The sequence below is a fragment of the Robinsoniella sp. RHS genome, from assembly GCF_001029355.1.
Classification (GTDB): Bacteria; Bacillota; Clostridia; order Lachnospirales; family Lachnospiraceae; genus Robinsoniella; species Robinsoniella peoriensis.
In genome coordinates this window covers 1-23,210 of record NZ_JNGB01000019.1, presented here as the reverse complement: position 1 = coordinate 23,210, position 23,210 = coordinate 1, and the positions used below count along the sequence as shown (strand labels likewise).

26 protein-coding genes are annotated in these 23,210 nt (G+C 37.8%); 10 read left to right on the top strand and 16 right to left on the bottom strand.

What is annotated here, in order from left to right; translation table 11 throughout:
• Positions 1-37 precede the first annotated feature (37 nt).
• From RHS_RS10500 to RHS_RS10490, 3 genes are all read left to right on the top strand, one after another.
• Positions 38-946, top strand: coding sequence for a serine protease (locus RHS_RS10500; RefSeq protein ID WP_044295049.1), 909 nt, complete (start codon positions 38-40; stop codon positions 944-946).
• On the top strand, positions 943-1,470 hold the full coding sequence (locus tag RHS_RS10495; protein WP_044295047.1) for a hypothetical protein: 528 nt from the start codon (positions 943-945) through the stop codon (positions 1,468-1,470). The genes RHS_RS10500 and RHS_RS10495 overlap by 4 nt, the downstream gene beginning before the upstream one ends.
• A gap of 150 nt (positions 1,471-1,620) precedes the next feature.
• Entirely contained in the window at positions 1,621-1,800 is a 180-nt protein-coding gene (locus RHS_RS10490) for a hypothetical protein (RefSeq protein ID WP_047833145.1), read from the top strand.
• 42 nt (positions 1,801-1,842) lie between these two features.
• Here RHS_RS10490 and RHS_RS10485 read toward each other — a convergent pair whose 3' ends face one another.
• Both RHS_RS10485 and RHS_RS10480 read right to left on the bottom strand, forming a co-directional pair.
• The gene (locus tag RHS_RS10485) at positions 1,843-2,931 is read right to left on the bottom strand and encodes a leucine-rich repeat domain-containing protein (protein ID WP_047833144.1); all 1,089 of its coding nucleotides are present in this window, start codon (positions 2,929-2,931) and stop codon (positions 1,843-1,845) included.
• Between the two features lie 900 nt (positions 2,932-3,831).
• Positions 3,832-6,141 carry a response regulator gene (locus RHS_RS10480; RefSeq protein WP_081820269.1) on the bottom strand — a complete coding sequence of 770 codons (2,310 nt, stop codon included), beginning with the start codon at positions 6,139-6,141 and terminating at the stop codon, positions 3,832-3,834.
• 262 nt (positions 6,142-6,403) lie between these two features.
• Between RHS_RS10480 and RHS_RS30760 the strand changes: the two genes are divergently transcribed.
• On the top strand, positions 6,404-6,526 hold the full coding sequence (locus RHS_RS30760; protein WP_255348094.1) for a hypothetical protein: 123 nt from the start codon (positions 6,404-6,406) through the stop codon (positions 6,524-6,526).
• Positions 6,527-6,711: 185 nt separating this feature from the next.
• Here RHS_RS30760 and leuD read toward each other — a convergent pair whose 3' ends face one another.
• The gene (gene leuD, locus RHS_RS10475; RefSeq protein WP_047833143.1) at positions 6,712-7,197 is read right to left on the bottom strand and encodes a 3-isopropylmalate dehydratase small subunit; all 486 of its coding nucleotides are present in this window, start codon (positions 7,195-7,197) and stop codon (positions 6,712-6,714) included.
• A 12-nt stretch (positions 7,198-7,209) separates the two neighbouring features.
• Positions 7,210-8,478, bottom strand: coding sequence for a 3-isopropylmalate dehydratase large subunit (gene leuC, locus RHS_RS10470; RefSeq protein WP_047833142.1), 1,269 nt, complete (start codon positions 8,476-8,478; stop codon positions 7,210-7,212).
• A gap of 206 nt (positions 8,479-8,684) precedes the next feature.
• Between leuC and RHS_RS10465 the strand changes: the two genes are divergently transcribed.
• Together RHS_RS10465 and RHS_RS30755 are read left to right on the top strand one after the other, a co-directional pair.
• The gene (locus RHS_RS10465) at positions 8,685-9,599 is read left to right on the top strand and encodes a LysR family transcriptional regulator (protein ID WP_027294617.1); all 915 of its coding nucleotides are present in this window, start codon (positions 8,685-8,687) and stop codon (positions 9,597-9,599) included.
• Positions 9,596-10,978, top strand: a complete 1,383-nt coding sequence (locus RHS_RS30755; protein ID WP_395022013.1) for a serine hydrolase — start codon at positions 9,596-9,598, stop codon at positions 10,976-10,978. The genes RHS_RS10465 and RHS_RS30755 overlap by 4 nt, the downstream gene beginning before the upstream one ends.
• Before the next feature lie 114 nt (positions 10,979-11,092).
• Here the strand turns inward: RHS_RS30755 and ilvC are convergent, their stop codons facing one another.
• The 4 genes from ilvC to RHS_RS10440 all read right to left on the bottom strand — a co-directional run bounded on the left by ilvC (position 11,093) and on the right by RHS_RS10440 (position 14,562).
• Positions 11,093-12,112, bottom strand: a complete 1,020-nt coding sequence (ilvC, locus tag RHS_RS10455) for a ketol-acid reductoisomerase (protein ID WP_377141913.1) — start codon at positions 12,110-12,112, stop codon at positions 11,093-11,095.
• Positions 12,113-12,185: 73 nt separating this feature from the next.
• The gene (ilvN, locus tag RHS_RS10450; protein ID WP_027294619.1) at positions 12,186-12,683 is read right to left on the bottom strand and encodes an acetolactate synthase small subunit; all 498 of its coding nucleotides are present in this window, start codon (positions 12,681-12,683) and stop codon (positions 12,186-12,188) included.
• A 237-nt stretch (positions 12,684-12,920) separates the two neighbouring features.
• Positions 12,921-13,337 carry a CBS domain-containing protein gene (locus tag RHS_RS10445; protein WP_027294620.1) on the bottom strand — a complete coding sequence of 139 codons (417 nt, stop codon included), beginning with the start codon at positions 13,335-13,337 and terminating at the stop codon, positions 12,921-12,923.
• 400 nt (positions 13,338-13,737) lie between these two features.
• A complete protein-coding gene (locus RHS_RS10440) occupies positions 13,738-14,562 on the bottom strand; it encodes an N-acetylmuramoyl-L-alanine amidase (protein ID WP_052377842.1) in 825 nt (274 codons plus the stop codon).
• Positions 14,563-14,676: 114 nt separating this feature from the next.
• On the opposite strand from RHS_RS10440, the gene RHS_RS10435 reads away from it, so the two are divergent.
• Together RHS_RS10435 and RHS_RS10430 are read left to right on the top strand one after the other, a co-directional pair.
• A complete protein-coding gene (locus tag RHS_RS10435; protein ID WP_027294621.1) occupies positions 14,677-14,835 on the top strand; it encodes a hypothetical protein in 159 nt (52 codons plus the stop codon).
• A 41-nt stretch (positions 14,836-14,876) separates the two neighbouring features.
• Positions 14,877-15,059 (top strand): hypothetical protein, encoded by a 183-nt coding sequence (locus RHS_RS10430; RefSeq protein WP_027294622.1) that lies wholly within the window; start codon positions 14,877-14,879, stop codon positions 15,057-15,059.
• 85 nt (positions 15,060-15,144) lie between these two features.
• Here RHS_RS10430 and RHS_RS10425 read toward each other — a convergent pair whose 3' ends face one another.
• From RHS_RS10425 to pckA, 4 genes are all read right to left on the bottom strand, one after another.
• The gene (locus RHS_RS10425) at positions 15,145-15,456 is read right to left on the bottom strand and encodes a YbjQ family protein (RefSeq protein WP_027294623.1); all 312 of its coding nucleotides are present in this window, start codon (positions 15,454-15,456) and stop codon (positions 15,145-15,147) included.
• Positions 15,437-15,658 carry a hypothetical protein gene (locus RHS_RS10420; protein ID WP_027294624.1) on the bottom strand — a complete coding sequence of 74 codons (222 nt, stop codon included), beginning with the start codon at positions 15,656-15,658 and terminating at the stop codon, positions 15,437-15,439. Before RHS_RS10420 ends, RHS_RS10425 begins: the two co-directional genes overlap by 20 nt.
• Before the next feature lie 292 nt (positions 15,659-15,950).
• Positions 15,951-16,133, bottom strand: a complete 183-nt coding sequence (locus RHS_RS10415; RefSeq protein ID WP_027294625.1) for a DUF6472 family protein — start codon at positions 16,131-16,133, stop codon at positions 15,951-15,953.
• Positions 16,134-16,319: 186 nt separating this feature from the next.
• Positions 16,320-17,906, bottom strand: coding sequence for a phosphoenolpyruvate carboxykinase (ATP) (gene pckA, locus RHS_RS10410; RefSeq protein WP_047833141.1), 1,587 nt, complete (start codon positions 17,904-17,906; stop codon positions 16,320-16,322).
• 225 nt (positions 17,907-18,131) lie between these two features.
• On the opposite strand from pckA, the gene RHS_RS10405 reads away from it, so the two are divergent.
• Positions 18,132-19,019: a LysR family transcriptional regulator gene (locus RHS_RS10405; protein WP_047833140.1), complete on the top strand. Its 888-nt coding sequence runs from the start codon at positions 18,132-18,134 to the stop codon at positions 19,017-19,019.
• Positions 19,020-19,031: 12 nt separating this feature from the next.
• Here RHS_RS10405 and RHS_RS10400 read toward each other — a convergent pair whose 3' ends face one another.
• The 3 genes from RHS_RS10400 to RHS_RS10390 all read right to left on the bottom strand — a co-directional run bounded on the left by RHS_RS10400 (position 19,032) and on the right by RHS_RS10390 (position 22,011).
• Positions 19,032-20,678, bottom strand: coding sequence for a hypothetical protein (locus RHS_RS10400; protein ID WP_044295039.1), 1,647 nt, complete (start codon positions 20,676-20,678; stop codon positions 19,032-19,034).
• Between the two features lies 1 nt (position 20,679).
• Positions 20,680-21,516 carry a MerR family transcriptional regulator gene (locus RHS_RS10395; RefSeq protein WP_044295038.1) on the bottom strand — a complete coding sequence of 279 codons (837 nt, stop codon included), beginning with the start codon at positions 21,514-21,516 and terminating at the stop codon, positions 20,680-20,682.
• A gap of 168 nt (positions 21,517-21,684) precedes the next feature.
• On the bottom strand, positions 21,685-22,011 hold the full coding sequence (locus RHS_RS10390; protein ID WP_027294630.1) for a cupin domain-containing protein: 327 nt from the start codon (positions 22,009-22,011) through the stop codon (positions 21,685-21,687).
• Positions 22,012-22,346: 335 nt separating this feature from the next.
• On the opposite strand from RHS_RS10390, the gene RHS_RS10385 reads away from it, so the two are divergent.
• Entirely contained in the window at positions 22,347-22,649 is a 303-nt protein-coding gene (locus RHS_RS10385) for a hypothetical protein (protein ID WP_027294631.1), read from the top strand.
• Positions 22,650-22,849: 200 nt separating this feature from the next.
• Here RHS_RS10385 and RHS_RS10380 read toward each other — a convergent pair.
• Positions 22,850-23,210 (bottom strand): FtsX-like permease family protein (locus RHS_RS10380; RefSeq protein ID WP_047833139.1); only part of this gene is annotated, 361 nt, incomplete at its 5' end.

Below are 23,210 nucleotides of genomic sequence, written 5' to 3'. Positions count from 1 at the left end.
TAATTAACTCGTAAATATGTCAAGAAGGGAGAAAAGTATGAAATTATTAAAAAAGTGTAGTATTTTGTTGTCATGTATGTTAGTCTTTTTATTCTGTACACTAAACGTCTTAGCAAAAGGAGATACAACAACTGATGATTCAAAAATTAAGGTTATTGATAATAATCTTATTACAGGGGAAGAAACAGAATTTGAAATTAGTACGTCAACGCCGTATGGAATGAATTTTACGACACCACCATTTAAAGGTAATTCAGCTTACTCTAGAATATTAGTAAATGGGAACGATAATAGGCATAAAATTAAACATCCTGAAGTTTGGCCTTTTAGCGCAACATGTTTTGCAGTATTTATATGGCCAGATGGGTCTAGAGAATTCGGGACTGCTTTTATGGTTGGACCTCGAACTGCTGTTACATCTGGGCATTGCGGGTACCAAACTAAACGGGGTGGCAAAGTTATAAGTATGAGGTTATTTCCTGGCAAGAACGGACTATCCAACCCATATGGTATGGCAAACGTTACTAATGTTTATACTGAAGGAACCTGGAATTTAGAAGGACAAACTAAGAACGACTATGCAATTTTACGTTTAGATACAAATATAGGCGACTATTCAGGGTGGTATGGTCTCGAGAGTACACCTGGCAAAGAATACTATAAAGGAACAGTAGTTCATGTACCGGGTTTTCCAGGGGAATTTGTTACAAACAATGCTTTGTCTGCTAACATGTATAACAAAGAGGGTAAAATAACTGCATGTATTACAAAAGTATTAACATATAATATGGACACTACATCGGGACAAAGTGGTGCTCCTATATACAGAGATGATAATCAATACGTTATTGGCATCCACTCAAGACCAAGTAGCACATATTCAAATCGCAATGAAGGATTCCGGTTAACCAGTTATATGGTGAATTGGGTAAGAAGTTTTCTATGATAAGTTCCAGAATATTTTTCGCTATTTTGACTTTTGTTATATTAATGATTGGTGGATGTGTAAATAGCAACAGCGAAAATAATAAAAGTTTAAATGACCAAACAGATATAATAACAACGAATGATGAAATGACTAAAGATAACCTAGAAGTCATCAATTATCCAGAAGATTATTTTACAGATTATTTGGTAGCTGAAATTAAAACTGAAATAATAACTTCTTCTACTTCGTATATTTCAGTAGAATTAGTAGATCAAGATGATGAAGTTATTATAAAATCATGTGATAATGCTTTTGAGTTAAATATATCAATAAATAATACATGGTACAATGTTCCGCTAGTAGATAATTCACAATATTTAGAAACTAGCATTTGGTTCAATGGTGAATCAATTAAAAACCTCTCATTATTTCTAAAAAGTTTTGAAATAAATTCTGGTCACTATAGAATCATATTTAATTATCTTGTAGATGGAGAATCAAAATGGTATCATACGTTTACCGAATTTGATGTGGAAGATTAAATTATTATGTTTGTTTGACGATCACATACGTTTTAGCTGAAAAGGAGAGCAGCTTTTGTGGTTCTCCTTTTTTTATAACAAATTTTCTCATTAATTCCCTCTCACCATCTCTCAATTCTGTATTATAATTAATTTTGGAGGGGTTTGATAATGCAAAATATGGACTTTGACAATGATAAACATGACGAAATAGACATTTTAATAAAAGAAACTTTGTATCGTGAAGCTGATGAATATGAGAAAATAATTGAAAAAACAGACTGTCCAGAACCGACTGAAGAAGAAATTCAGGAGACGTATAAAAAACTCATGATAAAAATAGTCAAATGAAAACTATAATAGGGACGATTGATACCCGCCCCTATTTTTCTCTTAATTATGAACTGTAAATTTAACTTCTTTCAATATGTTCTTTTCTCCGTAAAACTTATCCATAACATATGACTGTAAAGACAATGTCATACCTGCCCATTTTTCTAAATTTAGATTTCTAAATATAAATTTACCCTTACTATCTGATTTCACAGAAATAATTTTTTTACCGTTTTGATCTCTAAGTGATACCGTTGAATTTTTGTTTGCCAAACCACTAATTTTTTTAATATTTTTATTAATCTTATCAAATGCTACAGGCTGTATAAGTTTTATAGTTCTTTTAATGTTTTGAAGTTTGACTGTACTTTTATACCAGTCATCAATTCGCCTCCAACTTTGTGGTAATTTTTCATTTAATTCTTTTTCACTTAAACAATTCCACTTAAATTCTACGACGCCTAATTCAGTATACTTATTAAGATTAGGTAAGCGACTTAATCTGTTTCCAGTCGCATAAATTGAAGTTAATCTTTTTAAATTTTTTATTGCGTCAAGCCTTTTTAATCTATTTCCATTTAATACTATATTCTCCAGATTTACCAGATTTTTAATTGCATCTATATTTTTAATCTGATTATCCCATGCGCTTATAGAAGTCAAATTTTTTAAATTTTCAACTCCTGAAAAATTTGTCAGTTTATTATCAGATACATCCAGTGATTCAAGCTGATACAACCTTTCTATTCCAGAAAGAGTAGTTAGTTGGTTAACAGCAACATCTAAATATTTTAGGTTTTGTAATTTTTTTATATGTTTTATGCTTCGCAAACGATTAAATGACACATTCAAATAGGTTAGATTTTTAAGTTTCTCTATCCCTTTCAAAGATTTTATTTTTGTTGACTCAATATTATCATCATCGCCATCTGCTTCTAAACGAGTAATTCTAGCTGCCTCTTTTTCTGTAAATGTTTTAGTGCTACTTTTGCCAAGCTCTTGCAAAATCTTTTGATATAATACTCGATCAGGGATACCCGTATTATCATTAGGAATAATTTTACTTTTTGCCATAGCATTCAGCGGTAACACTGCCATTATTAACATAACTACCACTGCTGTCAATAGAACTTGTTTTCTTCTTCTCATACCTTTTTCCTCTCTCTCATGTAATATCTTACAATAATACAAAATTATTATATCATATTTTTAGCATTTTTTCATGTATGATTGACTAACTGGTATGAATTCTTGATTAATTGGTAGATAAGCAAAAATAGAGACATACAAGTATATATATGTACGCCCCTACTGTTCTATCTTCATTCTATTCACATGTACGCAATATTAATCAGTAATTAGTGTTATAATATCCTCAATCGATTATCATAGAGCTGAGGTAATGTTTCTTCTCTTTTCTTCTGCATTAACATTGTATGAGTATTGCGCTTGTTCATCTGTAAGTGCAAAATAAATCGACGGATTGTCAACTCCTAAAAGTTGTTTCATAATTATTGCTAGTAAATGTAAGCGTTTTACTCTATTTTATATTGATAAAAATGATAGATGCAAGCATTTCACTACATGATGATTATGGAGGCTTGCATATGAGTGCAGCAAGAATTTCAGCAGAAGAACAATACAAACAAAGCCTTGAAAATACTGGGCTTTTTAGTTTTTCTGATATGCTTTTTATGATATAATAAGCATATCAGAAAAGGAGTAGAAAACAGTGGCGAACAATGCAAAAGATTCTTTGATCATGGAATACAAAGATACTATAAGGCAACTGAATAAATTACTCCAACTCGCAAAGGGCTGGGGTAATTTTAAATTTAACCGCATTATTATTTGGCGCTTATTGACTAACTGGCAGCTATTCTCGTCTAGTCGGTAATATTATCCACTTTTACCGTAGATAAATCTTTTCAATAAAATAGAGACATACAAATGTACGCCTCTATCCATAAATCTTATTCAGCTCTTATATTACAATATGCGCTTTTTCCACTGCTTGTCTTAAGCGTGAAATTACTATTGAATTGCAGCTTAAAGATACTTTTTCAAAACGCTATAAAGCGTTACAAGTTCCACAGGTTTGGTGATATAACTATCCATTCCACAGGCATAGCCTTTATTAATTTCTTCTATAAAAGCATTTGCAGACATCGCAACAATCGGCAGATGAGTGTCACCTTGCTCCTTTTCAAATTTTCGGATTTCCTGGGTGGCTTCATAACCATCCATATGCGGCATCTGGATATCCATAAACACAAGGTCATAATAATCCGGCGCAACCGCTTTAATTCGTTCCACCGCCTCTAATCCATTCCAGACTTTTTCTATATCAACTCCAAAGTATCTAATAAACTCTTCCGCTATTTCCATATTAATCTCATTATCCTCTACCAGAAGAACACGACCTGAAAAGTGTTGCATACTTTCTAAATTTTCAGCATCGATCGATAAATCTTTCTTTTCCTCTTTTGTCAGATCGCTCATAACATGGTACAGCCTGGATTTGAACACCGGTTTTGATAAAAATGCATTCACACCAGCAGATTGAGCCTCTTCAGCAATATCAGCCCAGTCATACGCCGTCAGAACAATTATCGGCAGTTCCTCACCAACAATTTCCCGTATCTGGCGAGTGGTTTGTACACCATCCATACCTGGCATCTGCCAGTCTACAATAACTACGTGATAATCCTGGACGGATTCATGCGCTATTTTTACCTTTTTCACAGCCTCGCTTCCCGTGAGCACCCATTCACTGCGCATGCCGATTTCCTCTATCATTCTAGCAGTACTCTCACAGGCGATGGGATCATCATCAACAACTAGAGAACGCAAATCATATAATTGACTGAAATCACAAAGTTCTTCCTCACAGTTTTGCAGCTTTATTGGAAGAGTTACCGTAAATGTTGTACCTTTGTTTACCTCACTTTCAACCTTGATTTGCCCACTCATCATATCCACGATATTTTTTGTAATAGCCATTCCCAGACCAGTTCCCTCCACCTTGCTTTTGGTGGATGTTTCAGCTCGTTCAAAAGGCAGAAACAGTTTTTTTATAAAATCTTCCGTCATGCCAATACCAGTATCACGCATAATAAACTGATAAGTTCCATATCCTTTTGTCGTGGGTGGCAGCTCACGTATGGTTAACCAGATTTCTCCTCCAGCGGGTGTAAACTTCAGGGCATTGCCAAAGATATTTGACAATATACGCCTGATTTGTACTGCATCACCTGTTACTCGTTCATGGGTCAGATCACTGACATTGATCTCCATTTTTAATCCTTTGTCAGCTGTTTGCAGTTGTGTAATGCTTATGAAGTCATCAATTAGTTCCGGCAGCACAAAATCTTCATCATTCAATGAAACCTTTCCGCTCTCGATCCTGCTCATATCTAAAACATCATTGATGAGACCCAGCAGCTGTTTTGAAGAAGTAGTTATTTTAGTAAGACATGCCTTTACTTTGTCCTGCTTATTAATATCCATAGCAGCTATGGCAGTAAGACCGATGATGGCATTCATAGGGGTGCGAATATCATGTGACATATTAAATAAAAATTGTGATTTTGCAGAATTGGCACGTTGTTCTACTTCAAGTTCTGCCCTAATGTCACGCATTTCTTCCTCGGCTTTGTATTTCAGCCGTAAAATGTACATATAAAAAATAATTGCTATCAGCATAGCACTACTGAGAATACTAGCCATTACCAACATGGTATTCTTGGAACGGGTTACCAGAGAAGAATATTCTTTTAGTTTATTTCCAGCACCTTTCGTGATGGTTTCAGACAGCTCATCCAGCTTGTCCAGTTTGGGTATTATTTCCTTCGTATAATATGCCGAAATATCTTCTGCATTACTATCCTCGCCTTCTGCTATTGATAAGAGCTTTGTCTGGGCTTCAATTAGCTGAAGATAGGTAGATTGCATGGCAGGGACACTTTCTTTATCGGCAAGGTAACGTTCAAGCAATAAGTCTATCTTCTCCGTCATAGACTGGTTGATGGTGTCATAATATGCTCTTATCCCCTCAACGATCTCCTGAGACTGGGAGTATGTCAATCTCTCCGGCAATGCACGCAATAACATCAAGTTTGCTTTGACATCACCTATTGCAACGACAACTGTATACGGATGTTCACTAACAGTGACCATTTGTTTATTCATAATATTGGAGTTGTAAATTGTTATTGTGTAGTATACTATTATAATCAATATAATAATGACAGTTATTGCCTTTGAAATTATATTTGCATTTACTTTTATCATTTTATGTAGCATTTCATCCCGTTCCTTATCTGAAAGTATTTTTCTGTAAATTTTATATTTTCCCATACAGTTGTGCGTATAACAGTGGTCTGTTTGTTGAACCATTTAATCCTGTCTATAATATATAAAAAAAATTCAGATATATTAGATTTCATTATAGTCGATCCGGGATATATTTTCAACGTTTATTCTTTAGGATTTCTTATAAAATGCACCTTTATCATACCCTTTTTAAATCTGATAAAACCAGGCAATAATATTGGTAGTATATTTTTCCATTTTTATATGATATATTTAAATCAGAATTTTTAAGGAGGTGTGGTCCTATATGAAATCAACAGAGAAAGTTACTCCTAAAAATATTTTCAAAACAGTATTAGCTTTTGCATTATTAGTGATATTTGTATATTTTGCAGGTTATGTAATTGGTCAGGCAGTCGGTTATTTATAATCCTGAAACCAGTTTTATTTGAGATGCTGCCGAACGAATCAGAAAATATGCTGCAACATTTTTTTGATAGAAAGAAAAGACAAAATTGATGATAATGCTGGTAAGATAATTATTATTTGATGCGCAAAAGGTAATAAATAACAGGGGCATGCAATTGCACGCCCCTTCCGAATATCATCGCTGTCTTATTTATTATTTATATAATTAATCAGTCCGCCAGCCTCGATCAATTTTTGCATAAACTCTGGAAACGCCTGTCCTTTAAACTCTGTTCCCTTTGTTTTGTTATAGATCATCCCGCTGTCAAAATCTACTTCCACTTCATCTCCGCTTTCAATCCCCTGGGAAGCCTCCGGACATTCAATAATCGGCAAACCGATATTAATTGCATTCCGGTAAAAAATCCTTGCAAATGTTTCTGCAATAACGCAGCTTACACCGGCTGCTTTGATTGCAATAGGTGCATGTTCTCTGGATGAGCCGCAGCCGAAGTTTTTCTCTGCAACGATAATATCTCCTTTTTTCACCTGATTCACAAAATCTTTATCGATATCTTCCATACAATGTCTTGCCAGTTCCGCCGGATCAGAAGAATTCAGGTATCTTGCCGGAATGATGACATCTGTATCTACGTTGTCTCCATATTTAAATACTGTTCCATTTGCTTTCATCGATGCTTCCTCCTATAATCCTAATTCTGCCGGAGCTGAAATTTTACCGGTTATTGCACTTGCAGCAGCTACTGCAGGACTTGTGAGATATACTTCTGATTCCACATGACCCATACGTCCTACAAAGTTTCTGTTGGTTGTAGATACACAGCGCTCTCCCGCTGCCAGGATTCCCATATAGCCGCCCAGACAAGGACCGCATGTAGGTGTACTCACCACTGCACCTGCTTTAATAAAGGTCTGGATCAGCCCTTCTTCGATCGCCTGGAGATATATCTTCTGAGTTGCAGGAATTACGATACAGCGGATTCCTTTTTCCACATGACGGTCTTTTAAAATTCCGGCTGCACATCTCAAATCATCAATACGTCCATTAGTACAGGATCCGATAACAACCTGATCGATCACAACATCTTCCTGGATCTCATCAATAGTCTTCGTATTTTCAGGCAGATGTGGAAATGCGATCGTAGGCTTTAATTCACTTAAATTAATTGTGTACTCTTCTTCATATTCGGCATCTTCATCTGCTTCATAAACGGTATAAGGCCTCTTGGTATGGGATTCAAAATATGCAGCGGTTAATTCATCTACCGGGAAAATACCATTTTTACCGCCAGCCTCAATTGCCATATTTGCAATTGTAAAACGGTCATCCATTGTAAGATTCTTAACACCCTCTCCTACAAATTCCATAGATTTATAGAGAGCACCATCCACCCCAATCATACCGATGATATGTAAAATCACATCTTTCCCGCTCACCCATTTTGAAGGTGTTCCAACCAGGTTAAATTTAATGGCGGAAGGTACTTTAAACCATGCTTTACCTGTTGCCATGCCGGCTGCCATATCCGTACTTCCCACGCCGGTTGAAAATGCTCCTAAAGCTCCATACGTACAAGTATGGGAATCTGCACCGATGATTACATCTCCTGCTACTGTCAGTCCTTTTTCCGGGAGAAGCGCATGTTCAATTCCCATATCTCCTACATCAAAGTAATTGGTAATATCATGCTTACAGGCAAATTCACGCACGCATTTGCAATGCTCTGCTGACTTGATATCTTTATTCGGAATAAAGTGGTCCATTACAAGGGCAATTTTATCCTTATGGAATACCCCTCCTGTTTTCATTTTATCCATTTCATGAATCGCTACCGGAGAAGTGATATCATTTCCCAGTACCAGATCCAGATCTGCTTCTATCAGCTGTCCTGCTTCTACAGTCTGCAGTCCGGCATGAGCAGCTAAAATTTTCTGTGTCATTGTCATTCCCATGTTATTTGTCCTCCTTATTTTCGTTGAATCAAAATCCCTAAAAACGAATGGATCTTAACTATTGTTTGAATTATATCACAAATATTGATATAATAGAAATACATATTATGAATATTTGTTATAACTTGACGTTATATTATTGCAGTTTACTTCCAATGTCATTTTGTTAACGTTATTTTCGGACTCGCAAAGAAATGAGGATATCTATGAATCAGAACCTGTCACTCTATAAAATATTTTTTACCGTAGCAAATGCCGGCAATATCTCCAGAGCCGCCGGGGAACTTTACATCAGCCAGCCAGCAATCAGCAAGTCGATTCAAAGGCTGGAACAGTCTCTGGATACGGTTCTTTTTACCAGAACCTCCCGTGGTGTAAGGCTTACTGACGAAGGCAAATTGCTCTATGACCATGTCAAAACGGCTTTTGACGCCATTGAGACCGGGGAAGAGCAGCTGCGCATGGCCGCTGATCTGGGCATTGGCCACCTTCGTATAGGCGTTAGCACAACTCTTTGCAAATACCTGCTGCTCCCTTATCTGCAGGAGTTTATTAAGCTGTACCCTCACATCCGCATAACGATTGAATGCCAGTCCAGTAATCGTACCCTGCAGTTATTAGAAGAACAGAAAATTGACATCGGGCTGATTAGTAAACCGGAGCACAACACTCATATCCAATTCCATCCCATAGAAGAAATTGAAGACATTTTCGTAGCATCAAAAAATTACCTGGATAACCTTTTCTTACGGACAAAAGAAGAAAAATATGATATATTAAGTACAGCTACTCTTATGCTTTTAGACAAAGATAATATGACCCGCCAGTATATCGATGATTATCTGGCTGAGCAGAAGCTGGAACCCAACACCCTGTTAGAAGTAACGACGATGGATCTTTTGATTGATTTCGCAAAAATAGGGCTTGGCGTTGCCTGCGTCATAAAAAAATTTGTTCAGAAAGAGTTAGACAACCAGACTTTGCAGGAGATTCCTCTTGAATTTCCAATTCATAAGCGCCAGGTCGGATTTGCATATCTTAAATCGTCATATCCCTCCCACGCATTACAGGAATTCATCAGCTTCTGCAGTAAAACCAAAAGGGGGAATATTGATTTATGAAGAAGTTTCGATCTTTACTACTGTTACTGCTGATTCTAATGGCAACCACATTACCTGTTACCACCCATGCCGCCGGTGCAAAGCCCGCAAAAACCGGATGGGTGCAGATGAAATACCGGTATTATTACGATAAAAACGGGAAAAAAATCTGTAATACCACTTATAAAATTGATGGCAAACGCTACTATTTTAATGCCAAAGGCCGTATGATCCAAAACCGCTTCGTTACTTTTAAAGGTAAGAAATTATATCTTACTTCCAACGGTACAGCAGCCACGGGTCTGAAAAAAGTGAAAGGTAATACATATTTATTTGATAAAAACGGTTATCTCCGTACGAATGGATTCAAAACAAACAATAACAAAAAATACTATGCCAACAAAAAAGGAATCATCCAAAAAGGATTTCATACTATAAAAGGTAAGAAATACTATTTTAACAGCAAAGGTATCATGCAGACCGGCTGGCTGAAAAAAGGCAAATCCACTTATTACTTTAATAAAAAGGGTGTGATGCAAACCGGATGGCAGAAAATCAAAAAAGGGAAAAAGACTTATGACTATTATTTTAACTCCAATGGCAAAATGGCAGTTAATACCTGGGTACAAGGCTATTATGTAGATAAAAACGGAAAATGGATCAAAAATAAAAAACAGTCCATTACCGCCCTGAACGATGAGCTGACGGCTTACATCAATAATTCCTGTACACCGGGCAGGTGGTCTGTTTACGTAAAAAATTTAAATGATGATCAAACCTGTTTAATTGGTAATAATTATTATTATGCAGCCAGTGTCATAAAGGTATTTACCATGGGCGCCGTATATGAATCCATTCAAAACGGTCGAATTTCAGAAACCGCATCCACCAATCAGCTGCTCCACTCTATGATCACTTACAGCAGCAACGAATCTTTTAACACGCTGGTCCGTACCATTGGTAAAAATGCAACCAACGATTTCTGTAAAAAATATGGATATACGGATACTAATCAGGGTCAGGCTATTTACCCCAGCTCTAACGGCGGGGAAGATATTAACAACGGTACCACCTGGAATCAGACATCCGTCCAGAACTGCGGAAAAATCCTAGAAGACATTTACAATGGAAAATGCGTATCCAAAACCTATTCGAACAAAATGCTGGATCTGCTAAAGCAGCAGACTTTCCGCATTAAAATACCGTCCGGTCTTCCAGCCGGAACAGTTGTTGCCAATAAAACCGGAGAAACGGATGAATATCAGCACGATATGGCAATTGTCTATTCTTCCAAAGCAGATTATATTCTCTGTGTAATGTCAAATATCTCTAATGCAGGTGCGGCACAGGCTAATATTCGCGCCATATCACAAATCGTATATCGGCATTTCAATTCCTGATCACAAAAAATCCGGCAGCGTTATGAAAAATCATAACCCTGCCGGATTTTTTGACTATATAATCACTGGGATCTCCCCAACAATTTTACCTGCTTAGAAATGCTGAATCTGGAATTAGTTGTCCAGTAATTTGTTTCCGTCATTCCAGCTATATAATTTACGAAGTTCTTTACCGACTTCTTCTAACTGATGACCTGCTTCCTGTTTTCTCTTAGCCATGAAGTTCGGGCATCCTACCTGATTCTCTAATAACCAGTTACGTGCAAAAACACCTTCCTGGATGTCTGTTAAGATCTGTTTCATTGCTTTCTTTGTTTCATCTGTAACGATCTTAGGACCTGTGATGTAATCTCCGTACTCAGCTGTGTTAGAAATAGAATATCTCATTCCTTCAAATCCGCTTTCGAAGATCAGGTCAACGATCAGTTTCATTTCGTGAATACATTCAAAATATGCACTTTCCGGTTCATAACCAGCCTCTACTAATGTTTCGAAACCAGCTTTCATAAGAGCTGTAACACCACCGCAAAGAACTGCCTGCTCGCCGAAGAGGTCTGTTTCTGTTTCCTGACGGAAAGTTGTTTCCAGAACACCAGCTCTTGCTCCGCCGATTGCTAAAGCGTAAGCCAATCCTTTGTCATGAGCTTTTCCTGTGGAATCCTGATGTACTGCGATCAGACAAGGAACTCCTTTTCCTTCCTGATACTGGCTTCTTACGGTATGTCCAGGTCCCTTAGGAGCGATCATTACAACATCTACATTCTTAGGTGCTACGATCTGTCCGAAGTGAATTGCAAAACCGTGAGCAAACATCAGCATGTTTCCTTCTTCTAAGTTTGGCTCAATAGATTCTTTATACATTTGAGCCTGCTTTTCATCATTGATCAGAATCATGATGATATCCGCTTTTTTTGCTGCTTCTGCAGCTGTATAAACTTCAAATCCCTGTGCTTCCGCTTTCGCCCATGATTTGCTTCCTTCATAAAGACCAATGATAACGTTGCATCCGGACTCTTTTGCGTTTAACGCATGTGCATGCCCCTGGCTGCCATAACCAATAATAGCAATGGTTTTACCTTCTAATAATGCAAGATTACAATCTTCCTGATAATAAATTTTTGCTGCCATTTTCATTTCCTCCAAATGTTTTATATTTGTTAAAGGTTTAAAAGCCTCTAGCGTACTCTTTCCATATGTATCTGACGTACTATAAATATCTTACGTCTTCCGCACCACGGGATAATCCGGTAATACCGGTTCGTGCCAGTTCCAGAATCTCATATCCTTCCAGAAGGTTAATAAAAGCATCCAGTTTTGACTGGTTTCCTGTTAGTTCGATGATAAGTGAATCCACTGCCACATCTACGATCTTAGCCCTGAATATATCAGCTACTGCAATAATAGCCTGACGATTGCCTGCATCTGCCCGTACCTTCACAAGGATTAGCTCACGGCTGACGCTCTCTTCGGGACATAACGACTTAATATCCACCACATCTACCAGTTTCGCTACCTGCTTGGTAATCTGATCCAGAATCAATTCATCTCCACATACAACAACTGTCATTCTGGAATATCTAGGATCAGCGGTTACACCAACAGTCAAACTGTCAATATTATAGCCACGTCTGCTAAATAAACCTGCCACACGGCTTAATACACCGGATGTGTTGTCAACTAACATAGATAATATACGTTTTTTCATAGTAAAACCACCTTTTATACAGACTAAAAGTATTCTACCAATTATTACATTCTTTGTCAATGTCAAATTTGGCAAAGTGGTTTTGTAACACATTGAATTGTTAAAGTGAATATTCCTAAAATATCCGGGTAATTTTCCGTTACCCGGTGCAATTTTCTGAAAATACAACAAAATATGCAAGTACAACTCCATATAAGAGAAATTTAATCTGTTCTACCAAACATTACTAATTTTAACTTATTTTTTCAGGCTTCCCTTATAGCAGTTATAACAGTACTGAATGATATCCTTCCTTTTAATGATACCGATAAAAATCTGATTATCATCGATTACGGGTACGAAATTCTGATTCATCGATGTCATTACCAGATCCTCAATCTCACAGTTAACATTGATGGGATCATTGTACCACCTTCTTTTTATCTGTGCCAGCGGGATATCTTCTGCTTTATGTAAATCTAATAGGTATTTGTCTTTCACATTCCATAACATGTCCCCTTCTGTGATCGTACCCACATAATTACCTTTTCGGTTAATAATCGGTACTGCACTGTATCTGTGATGCTCCATCTTCTCCAGCGCCTGCCGCAGCGAATAGTCATCATACAAATATGCAACCTCACTTTTCGGGGTCAAAAAGAATAAAATATTCATCTGTAGTCTCCCTGTTTTTTTCTTACTTCCATACAAAAATATTATAAGACAATCTACAATGTTCGTCAATGCAAAGTACGTAATTCATAAATAGTTTATAAGTATTTTATAAAGTTAAGCTTTCCTGTTTTTTTATAATTCTTTTAATTATTTTAGAATATATTAAGTCTGACGCCATATTTCATTCATATCTGCATAGTATAGTATTATTTATAAATAAAGCGAATAAGCTTTTTTTATACATTTCTCTTTCCTTTTAGGACCAGGCAACTGGTCCCCTTTTTTTGCTCTTTTCCCATCCTGATTTCTACATTGCAACGATCCCATTTACTATGCCGGGAGCCAGAAAAGGCAGAATTTCTGCCCCCGCAACATCATCCGGACACCTTGGTCCTGCAAATCAGGACTTCTTTATAATAAAAGATTCAAAACCGGCATCTTTTAACTTTTGTACCATCTTAGCTGCATTTTCCCTGTCTCTAAAAGCACCCGCCTGAATCTTATAGAGTTTATTCACCTTCTTTACAAATGCCTGAAAACCCTTTTTATTTAAAACTGCTGACAGGCTGTTCGCCATCTTTTCATCTTTAAAGGATCCTGCCTGAACATAATATTGTACATTTTCTTCCGGTTTCGGATCTTCCGGCTTTGGATTCTCCGGCTTTGACTCATTGCCCATTGCTGCTTTGACATCTGCCCGGAAAGTATCCATGCTTTTGCCGTGTTTTGGAAACCAATGGGTTACATCCACATGTTCTGTTGCCACACCTTTTAAAAATCCTTCATAATGGCACAGAACATGCTCTTTGTCCGGCTTCCATCCGTATTTTTTACAAAAATAAGCGCTGAGCCAGACTGCTTTTTCATATACATTCCGAAAATAACGGATATTTTCCGGAAGGGAAGGATCATAATTTCCCATTGACTGCCATTGGCCATTATAAGAAAACGTTCCAGGTTCACAGATTTCATAACTAATATACATATCATTTGCCGGTGAGCCGGCATGCCACGATCTGTGGGTCTCCGGGAGCAGCTGATAGATACCGGTATCATCAATGATATAATTTGTGCAGGCGTCAATATCTCCATTCCAATAACTGATAAAATCCTTTGCAGTCCCTCCAGGAGTTGCTGTGGAATGTGTCATTATCCCCTGAGGCGTTATGGTTCTGCCTGTTTTATAACAACTTGAATTGGTTAAAATACTTTTTTTTATTTCCATGTCACATACCTCGCTTTGTTTATCCATATATCTAGCATATGCAATCCGGCAAAAAAGGAATCAGATGAATAAAACTGCCTTTTTCTGAACATATTATATGTGAGGTGATGATAAATGGCTTCTTATATAGCTCCGGAAGTAAAGGAGAAATTCGAAACACTTTCCATCGATCTGAAAAATCTGATCCTGGAAAAAAATGTACAACTGAATAATATTCATGACTTAATACGCGTACTGGAAGAAATAGTAGCGGAAGGTGAAGGCAACCAATAGCCTGCGATTCCAGGCATTCATGCGAAAGAGAGGAACAACACATGATAAATGTTAACGACGGCAACACGAAAACAAATGTTTACGATGATGGCAACATTCCTGAAATCGACACACCAAAACCGGATAATGCAACAAATACATTTCCTCCTGAGTTTGGCAATGGAAATATTATTCCAAAAGATGAAAGTACGAGACCCCGCAAAGACGGTCCCGGTGGTAATTAATTTTAATATTCCTAAAAACAGCAGAGAAAAATCCATGTTATTATGTCTCTCACAGGAGACTGCAATAACATGGATTTAATTTTTGTTACATAAATTTCACGGCAGTTCCATAAGCAATTACTTCCGCTGCCCCCTGCATGATAGCGGAGGATGCATAACGGATATTTACTACTGCATCAGCGCCCATGCCCTCTGCCTCTTCCACCATTCTTTTTGTTGCCAGCGCTCTGGCTTCATTCATCATCTCATTATAAGCCTTTAATTCCCCGCCGACAATGGTTTTGAACCCCTGGGTAATATCTCTGCCGATATTCTTGGATTGTATGGTACTTCCCTTTACCAATCCCAGCATTTCAAATGTCTTTCCAGTAATATAATCAGTATTTACTAAGATCATCTTCTTCTCCGCTCCTTATCTCTTTTAATCGTTCTGCCAGTACAAAAAAGGAAACACCAATCAACGCTAAAATAATAATTCCAAATAAAACCTTTACAACTATGGGAATTGGCACAACGGTAATCATTGTGAGATACACCATTAAAAAAAGAACCAGTAATGCCGTAATTACTATAGGCGCTATCATTTTTTGATATTTCATATTGATTTCCTCCCTGACTGTTATCATAGCTTTATTTTAACATCTTTTTCGGTATGATACAACTGCATTTGAGAAGTACTGATTATTCTCCTGTTATTCTTGCTTCAAAAGAGTTTCCATTTATTTTATAAAATGCACACAAATTCTTCAATTCTACGTCACATATTTTTCACAGAATAATATTATAGTATTATTTGTACAGAGAGATCAGTACAAACAACACATTATTAAAAAATCTTTTTCATAACCCGCCAGTACCTAAAGGTACTGGCTCTCCCTCTTTTATGGGACTTTACATCTGTTTACGGACTACTTTATATTCGTCATTAAACTGAAAATAAGGACAATTAGTAAATGTATTTCTCATAAACTGGCCCATCTCATCCTCATCCAGATTTACCTCACAGATATAACATTCATAATCATCATCATATGCATAATTCAAGCAGCAGTCACAATTAGATTTTCCAGTCATTTTACTCCTCCTTTTTGTAAAAACGTCTTAATCAATTATACACCGGATTTGATTCATTTTCCATCCATTAATTTTGGACATGATAAAAGCCGTTCTCAGGAGCCTGTCGGAATATCACTCTAAGAAACGGCCTTTGCTTACTTTTTTATCTTTCGTATTTTGTAATTTTTATCTGTTCATTTCTGATTATGCTTTTGGGCCTGCATCTGCAATATTTTTTGGCATATTCGGATATTTTTTTGCAAAGTTATCCTGGAACATCTTTGCAAGTTTTTTAGCTGACTCATCATAAGCTGTTTTATCTTCCCATGTATCCCGTGGATTCATAATTTCATCCGGCACATTCGGGCAGCTCTGAGGAACATCTAAGTTGAATACCTCATCATGTTTATATTCTGCCTTATCAATATCGCCATTCAGTGCAGCAGTAACCATAGCACGTGTATATTTCAGTTTCATACGGCTTCCGACTCCGTACGGTCCGCCTGCCCATCCGGTGTTAATCAGATATACCTTTGTATCATATTTTTCAATCCGCTCTCCTAACATCTCTGCATAAATGGATGGATCCATTGGCATAAATGGTTCACCAAAACAGGTGGAGAATGTGGGCTGCGGTTCCTGAACCCCTCTCTCTGTTCCTGCCAGCTTAGATGTAAATCCGGTCACGAAGTGATACATTGCTGCATTCTGGTCAAGTCTGCTGATTGGAGGAAGTACGCCAAATGCATCTGCAGTTAAGAAGATTACCACTTTCGGCACACCTCCTACTCCTGGGATTGCAGCATTGGATATATAATCTACCGGATAACCCACACGGGTATTATCGGTCAGGCTTCCATCATCAAAATCAGGTTCACGGCTCTCAGAGTCGATCACCACATTTTCAACCAGACTTCCGAACTTGATTGCTCCATAGATTTCAGGTTCGCCTTCGGGATCCAGATTAATACATTTTGCATAGCAGCCGCCTTCGAAGTTAAAGATTCCTTCTTCTGACCAGCCGTGTTCATCATCACCGATTAACTTACGTCCCGGATCTGCTGAAAGCGTTGTCTTTCCTGTTCCTGATAATCCAAAGAAAATCGCTGTTTCTCCGGTTACCGGATCCATGTTTGCAGAACAATGCATTGGCAGTACATTTTTCTCTTTCGGCATCAGATAATTCATAACGGAGAATACGCTTTTTTTCATTTCTCCGGAATATTGTGACCCTGCGATTACAATCAGTTTTGCTTCGTAATCGATCATAATTGCTGCCTCACTGTGCACACCGTCTGTTTCCGGGATACATTTGAATCCCGGAGCTGCAATTATGGTAAAGTCCGGATCTCCATAGTCAGCAAGTTCATCTGCTGTAGGACGGATCAGAAGCTGATGTATAAACAGGTTCTGGCTTGCCAATTCATTTACCACCCGGAATTTTTTTGTACATGCCGGATCTGCTCCCGCCATGCCATCAAAAATATAGAGTTCACGATTCTGGAGATAAGCCGTTAAATTCTCTTTAATCCCATTGAATTTTTCCTGGCTGATCGGACGGTTTACTTTTCCCCATGCAATATCATCATGGATTCCTTTTGAATCTACTACAAATTTGTCCTCCGGAGAACGTCCCGTATATTTTCCGGTAGTAACTACTAAAGCACCTGTGCTGCTTAATTTTCCTTCTCCATTGCAAAGTGCCTTTTCAACCAGCTGCGCCGGGCTTAAATTGCGGTAAACAGCTTTGGGATTAATAATACCTAATTTTTCAAGACCATATGTATTCATATTTTCCTCCTATTTCCTTTGCCGTCATTTCTACTGATTTCAGAACTGCCGCTTATTACTATATTGCATTGGCAATGCTGGCGCCTACAGTTGATATGTCAACAAAAGCTTGTTGTTTTATACAAATCGTATTATACTATTAAGTAAGCATAAAATAAAATAATATTATTGTATAGTGTCCATAACAATTTTCTATGGATCAATTACGATGGAGGAATCAATACCATGTCGGCAAATTTTGAATACTACAAAATATTCTATTTCGTGGCAAAATACAAAAGCATTACCCAGGCTGCCAATCTGCTGATGTCCAGCCAGCCATCTATTTCCCGTACCATTAAACTTCTGGAAGAAGAACTGCGCTGCAAACTGTTTGTCCGCTCACAAAAAGGCGTTTCCCTGACACATGAGGGAGAAGAATTATTTGCCCATGTCCGCAGAGCCTGCGAAGAAATCTTTATAGGCGAAAAATCTTTAAAAGACATTTCCACTCTCCAGGATGGATTGATCCGTATTGGAGCCAGTGAAACGGCACTGCATGGTTTCCTGCTGGTAAAACTGAAGAGTTTTCACTCCATGTACCCCAATATTAAGCTGCTGATTCAAAATGTTACTACACCAGAAGCAATTGATCACCTGAAATACGACAAAATTGATTTTGCCATCGTCACCACACCTACGGATGCCTATGCCCCCCTCGAAGAAACCAAACTCCTTCCCTTTCGGGAAATTTTAATTGCGGGTCCTCATTTTAAACATTTAAAAGATCAGGTTCTCCATTTAGAAGATTTAAAACAATATCCTCTGATTTCCTTATCCAAGGGTACGACGACCTATACCTTTTACGAAAAAATATTTTCCTCCCGTAAGCTGTACCTGGAGCCTGACATCGAGGTGGCTACCACCGACCTGATACTGCCAATGGTTACCCATGATCTCGGTATCGGTTTTATTCCAGAGGAATTTGCAGCACGTGCAGTAAACGCACAGGAAGTGTTTGAAATCCGGGTTGCAGAAGAAATTCCTTTCCGAAATATCTGTCTCGTTGAGAACACAAAGTATCCGCTCAGTGCTGCCGCATTCCAGCTAAAAAAAATTATTTGTGAAAAGTGACAAAAAGCCGTATCACAGCATCTGCCTTGCTCTCTCGATGATCATATTCGGAAAGCCAATAGCCTCCAGCAGAGCAATCGCGTTCTTTGTATTGCTGACCCCTTCCCGGATCTTATAATCAAAAGCAATATCCCTGCCCTGCATCTGTTCACAAAAAAAATAATATCCATAGGCATCTTCCAGTTTCCGTGTCAACTCAATATCATGGGATGCCACAATCGCTAGGCAATTTTGATTTTCCAGATATTCTAATATAGCCGCCGAAGCCGCAATTCGCTCCTGTGTATTCGTTCCTCTTAAAATCTCATCAATAACGCAGATGACCATCCGTTTATCTTTTATACTTTTTACAATGCGGTTCAGATATTTAATTTCTTTCATATAATAACTTTCACCGCCCATAAGATCGTCCCGCACCGCCATGGATGTAATCACCATGGCATCCGGCAGCTGCATCTGTCTTGCCATACAGGTATGAATGCTTTCCGCAAGGATCACATTTGCCGCCACGGCTTTGATAAACGTAGACTTTCCGGAAGCATTTGATCCCGTTATGATACAGTTACGGTCCAGGGATACCGTATTGCAGACCGGATGTTCGATCAGCGGATGATAGATTTCCGTCATTTTCAGCACAGGCTTATTTATAAATTCAGGTATACAGTATAACTCCAGGCTTTTCCTGAATGAAGCTACAGAAACAGATGCTTCCAACTCGCCTATGAACTCAAACAGCTCCATAAATTCCTTTTGTTTTCCCCTCAGGTAGCGGATGATTTTATCATAGACAATAAAATCCCAAAGGGTTGCTCCTATCAGGTAATCATGGACAACCCCTAATAGATCTCCAGACATTCCTTCCCGCTTCTTCCGCTGAAGGCTGACAAGCATTTTCGTTATTTTATCGAATAATTTTACATTTTCTTTGATGCTCTCCGGTATATGAATCGTGTATTTCTCCGGTTTTTTCACAATTTCTTTTACACTCTTTGCCACTCCTATAATCCCGGTAAGGGTATCCATATAGACTTCATGCCTGACTTTATTCAATGCATAAATTACTGCATTGATCATAAATACCATTGCTGTAATCAACAGAAGGCTTGACTGTCCTCTGACAAGAGCCGGAATCACAGACAAGAACAACAATATCTGCATAATCCTGTAAAACCTTACATGAATTGAACCAAGAGCATCCAGATTACTCATAAACACAGGCAGATAATAATTCACTTCTTCTTTCCCAAGTCTGCTAAGCAAATACTGCACTTCTTCCCTGATTTTATCATTCTTGGAATAAAAGCAAATTTGTTCTTCCAGAATTAAAAGCCCGGCTTTATCTGCCGGCAGCTTGTGAAGCCTGGCATACAGCACCTGTTCCCCCGCAAATGATGTACAGACATTTATTCTGGAAAAAATCTTATCCATCTCCAGGTCATTCCAGGTAACATCATCTACGCTTTCGTTCTCGGGAATGTCCATTTTAAATTCTTCCCAGAAAATTTGAATCTGTTCAAAGGGAAGCTTTCTGTCTGCCGGTATCTTACCATAGGAATCATGAATCCACTTACGAACTTTCCGCTCACCGCATTTACGTTCATAAAAAACAGCCCCCATAAATAATGCCAGCATAATCACAAAGATCATTGCCAGTTCCATGTTATCGCTCCTCCTTTTTCTTTTTATAGGCAATTACTAACAAAATAAATAAAAATATGAGTGTTTCCACAATAACGCTGCTTTCAATTGGCCAGCTTATCCAGTTGTGATAGAAAATCGCATATAGCTGACTTGTCAGCAAAAGAATGGACAAATAGAGGCACACGATTGTGGTAATGGCATCCACTTTCAGCATATAGTAAGGCATATTGCGATAGAGAAAATTCCAGACCCAGGATCTGGCTGTGAAGACAAGCATGGATGCAATGACAGGAAAAATAAAGACAAGCAGTTTATCTCCATAAACGATTTTACCAATATTATTCCACCAGACTACAATTCCTTCCGGCAGCAGCGGATACGAGATAAACGCTAATATAAATGAAAAGATAATGATTGACCATATTGCAATCTTTCCTTTCATTGCTGCAAGATTACTAATCGTATCCCGAAAAATCATATAACCGGATTTGTCTACAGCATCCTCATACCGTTCTACCGTTAAATTGGCATAATCAAAATCTTGATTCTTAACCAGCTCTAAACAAATCCACCTGGATTGTTCTAATTGTTTTATCTCTGCCTCCAATGAGTCTGCCTGTTTATGAAGCATTTCTTCCATCGAGAGCTTTTCCAACTGCACCAGCTTAATCTCTTCAATAGGTACATTAAGCTTTCTTAGAAAGATAATCTTTTTTAAAGTCTCAATATTTTCCCTGGAGTAATCCCGGTAACCATTAATCGGATTACGCCTTGCAGTCAGCAGCCCCTCCTTTTCATAAAAGCGAACATTTGCTCTGGTGACATTTAATTCCTCTTCAACCTCTTTTATTGTCAAGTTTTCACCTCCTTCTATTGGTATATAAGGTATAAACCAGGTTTACAGTCAAGCTGTTTTTAGAAATTTCTGCATTTTTTTCTTAATTACGAAAAATACTCCTGAAAAATTCAGAAGTATTTTTGCAAACTGCAATATTAATAAATTATTTTATTCATCGAACAAGCTTTAATCCATAATTATCAGTGCCATGAAAACAAGATCCGTATTTCCCGTATTAATTAGTCCATGTCCGGAACCATCCGGGGTAAATGTAACATCTCCTGCTTTTACCGGGCGAACATTTCCATTATCATCATAATCACCTGTTCCGGATAAGATATAATAAGTTTCACTCTCTCCGTGATGTTCATGATACCCCAGAGAACATTCCGGTTCAATAGTTACTTCCGCATATAGACCGCATTTGCCGTTTAATTCTTTTTCGCCCAGGATATGTTTGATCACAACATGTCCTTTTCCACCACACATATTTTCCACTGTTTCTGTTTTCATCTCAAATCCTCCATTTCTGATTTGCAATTTTTTATGTATCTTAGCTCTGCCTGCAGTCTGAAATTCCCTGACTCAATAGAAAAGAGTCCCCGGTAACTGCTGCAACCAGAAACTCTTCCTCATCGAAGACCATATTTTATTCTACTTGGAATGCTGATTTCATTTAGAATTTATGCTTCCCGGTAAATTTCAACTGCTGACATTATTATATCTCACCACATGTATAAATACAAGATATTTTATTACTGTGATGCATAGTATAATGAATAGTTATACACTTTTGACATTCATACGTATCTGTTTTATAATAAAAGAAAAAAGGAGCTGTACATACTATGAAAATTGATGGACATGCAAAAGAGAAAGAAGCCATGAAGGAATTTCATAAGGGCAACCGGCAAGAGGGTATAAAAATCCAGGATGAATTCGTAGCGGAACTTCGCGAAGCACTGAAATCACAAGACCATTGTTCCTGCAAAAAACCCTGCAAATATCATGGAAAATGTGTGGAATGTGTTGCGATTCACAGAGCCCACCAAGAACATCTTCCCAATTGCTTTCGCAGTATGGTTAACGAAAAAATAGCTGTACTTTCCGGTCTCACCGAAGATACCATTGTGGAAGATTTATCCAGATAACCCCTGCCTATACATATTTGCAGCAAGTTGATTTGTCGTATTATGAAATATTTTGTCGAACGATTTTGTTTGAATGCACATACAGAATATGATAGATTTAACATATATTAGCAAGAAGCTAATATATTTCATAACTCACACCCGGTCCGCACAACCGGGTACCATTTTACCGGCTCCGGCGTAACAACCGGAGCCATCTTTTATTCCATATCCCGCAGCTGTTCCACAATATTATCCTTATGCAAAAATTGATAAACCACCAATGGAACAAAAATACAGGTGATTAAAATACTGCCAAATACAAGAAGAGTTGATCTGACCGGTATCTGGAAAGGAATCCTGTAACGGTTCATTGCATGGTATATGACATAATCAATTGGAATTCCCAGGATAATTACAAAAAAGAATGAAACAATTCCATAGCACGTTCCTTCTATCAGCAGTAACTTCCTGATCTGTACCGTAGTCATGCCAATACTTTGCAGCGCTGCAAATTCTTTTATCCGGTTCTGTATCCCTGCAGCAGTCATATTGCTATAGTTCAAAATGGCTAATAAGGTA

Excerpts from the sequence above, each read along its gene's own strand:
- RHS_RS10500 (WP_044295049.1), top strand. The coding sequence starts at position 38 with ATGAAATTATTAAAAAAGTGTAGTATTTTGTTGTCATGTATGTTAGTC.
- RHS_RS10495 (WP_044295047.1), top strand. The coding sequence starts at position 943 with ATGATAAGTTCCAGAATATTTTTCGCTATTTTGACTTTTGTTATATTA.
- RHS_RS10490 (WP_047833145.1), top strand. The coding sequence starts at position 1,621 with ATGCAAAATATGGACTTTGACAATGATAAACATGACGAAATAGACATT.
- RHS_RS10485 (WP_047833144.1), bottom strand. The coding sequence starts at position 2,931 with ATGAGAAGAAGAAAACAAGTTCTATTGACAGCAGTGGTAGTTATGTTA.
- RHS_RS10480 (WP_081820269.1), bottom strand. The coding sequence starts at position 6,141 with ATGGGAAAATATAAAATTTACAGAAAAATACTTTCAGATAAGGAACGG.
- RHS_RS30760 (WP_255348094.1), top strand. The coding sequence starts at position 6,404 with ATGAAATCAACAGAGAAAGTTACTCCTAAAAATATTTTCAAAACAGTA.
- leuD (WP_047833143.1), bottom strand. The coding sequence starts at position 7,197 with ATGAAAGCAAATGGAACAGTATTTAAATATGGAGACAACGTAGATACA.
- leuC (WP_047833142.1), bottom strand. The coding sequence starts at position 8,478 with ATGGGAATGACAATGACACAGAAAATTTTAGCTGCTCATGCCGGACTG.
- RHS_RS10465 (WP_027294617.1), top strand. The coding sequence starts at position 8,685 with ATGAATCAGAACCTGTCACTCTATAAAATATTTTTTACCGTAGCAAAT.
- RHS_RS30755 (WP_395022013.1), top strand. The coding sequence starts at position 9,596 with ATGAAGAAGTTTCGATCTTTACTACTGTTACTGCTGATTCTAATGGCA.
- ilvC (WP_377141913.1), bottom strand. The coding sequence starts at position 12,112 with ATGAAAATGGCAGCAAAAATTTATTATCAGGAAGATTGTAATCTTGCA.
- ilvN (WP_027294619.1), bottom strand. The coding sequence starts at position 12,683 with ATGAAAAAACGTATATTATCTATGTTAGTTGACAACACATCCGGTGTA.
- RHS_RS10445 (WP_027294620.1), bottom strand. The coding sequence starts at position 13,337 with ATGAATATTTTATTCTTTTTGACCCCGAAAAGTGAGGTTGCATATTTG.
- RHS_RS10440 (WP_052377842.1), bottom strand. The coding sequence starts at position 14,562 with ATGGAAATAAAAAAAAGTATTTTAACCAATTCAAGTTGTTATAAAACA.
- RHS_RS10435 (WP_027294621.1), top strand. The coding sequence starts at position 14,677 with ATGGCTTCTTATATAGCTCCGGAAGTAAAGGAGAAATTCGAAACACTT.
- RHS_RS10430 (WP_027294622.1), top strand. The coding sequence starts at position 14,877 with ATGATAAATGTTAACGACGGCAACACGAAAACAAATGTTTACGATGAT.
- RHS_RS10425 (WP_027294623.1), bottom strand. The coding sequence starts at position 15,456 with ATGATCTTAGTAAATACTGATTATATTACTGGAAAGACATTTGAAATG.
- RHS_RS10420 (WP_027294624.1), bottom strand. The coding sequence starts at position 15,658 with ATGAAATATCAAAAAATGATAGCGCCTATAGTAATTACGGCATTACTG.
- RHS_RS10415 (WP_027294625.1), bottom strand. The coding sequence starts at position 16,133 with ATGACTGGAAAATCTAATTGTGACTGCTGCTTGAATTATGCATATGAT.
- pckA (WP_047833141.1), bottom strand. The coding sequence starts at position 17,906 with ATGAATACATATGGTCTTGAAAAATTAGGTATTATTAATCCCAAAGCT.
- RHS_RS10405 (WP_047833140.1), top strand. The coding sequence starts at position 18,132 with ATGTCGGCAAATTTTGAATACTACAAAATATTCTATTTCGTGGCAAAA.
- RHS_RS10400 (WP_044295039.1), bottom strand. The coding sequence starts at position 20,678 with ATGGAACTGGCAATGATCTTTGTGATTATGCTGGCATTATTTATGGGG.
- RHS_RS10390 (WP_027294630.1), bottom strand. The coding sequence starts at position 22,011 with ATGAAAACAGAAACAGTGGAAAATATGTGTGGTGGAAAAGGACATGTT.
- RHS_RS10385 (WP_027294631.1), top strand. The coding sequence starts at position 22,347 with ATGAAAATTGATGGACATGCAAAAGAGAAAGAAGCCATGAAGGAATTT.